The 307-nt window shown below is 60.9% G+C and carries 1 protein-coding gene; it reads left to right on the top strand.

The features are described from left to right. The coding region (locus tag KVS69_RS19235; RefSeq protein ID WP_217539557.1) for a glycosyltransferase family 39 protein at window positions 1-307 on the top strand (307 nt) is incomplete at both ends.

Raw genomic sequence — 307 nt, 5'->3', positions numbered from 1 at the left:
CCTTGGTTGCCTCCCAAATGGTGGACAGCGGAAACTGGCTGTTCCCACGCCGCGGTGGAGAGCTGTACGCAGACAAGCCTCCGCTCTTCATGTGGATCCAGGCTGCCCTGCTGCAGCTGACCGGAAATCTCAGGATTGCCTTCCTGCTTCCCTCGGTGCTGTCAGGTATCGCATGTGTGTGGATGACCTACGACCTAGGACGGCGCTTGTGGTCCAAGCAGGCCGGGATCTACGCAGGTTGGGCGCTACTCCTCGCCGTGCAGTTCACTCTGCAGATGAAGCGCGCGCAGATCGATCCCCTGCTGCT

This window comes from Stenotrophomonas sp. GbtcB23, from assembly GCF_019091045.1.
Classification (GTDB): Bacteria; Pseudomonadota; Gammaproteobacteria; order Xanthomonadales; family Xanthomonadaceae; genus Stenotrophomonas; species Stenotrophomonas rhizophila_A.
Note: the sequence above shows the minus strand (reverse complement) of the source record. Positions and strands in the feature narration are given on the sequence as shown.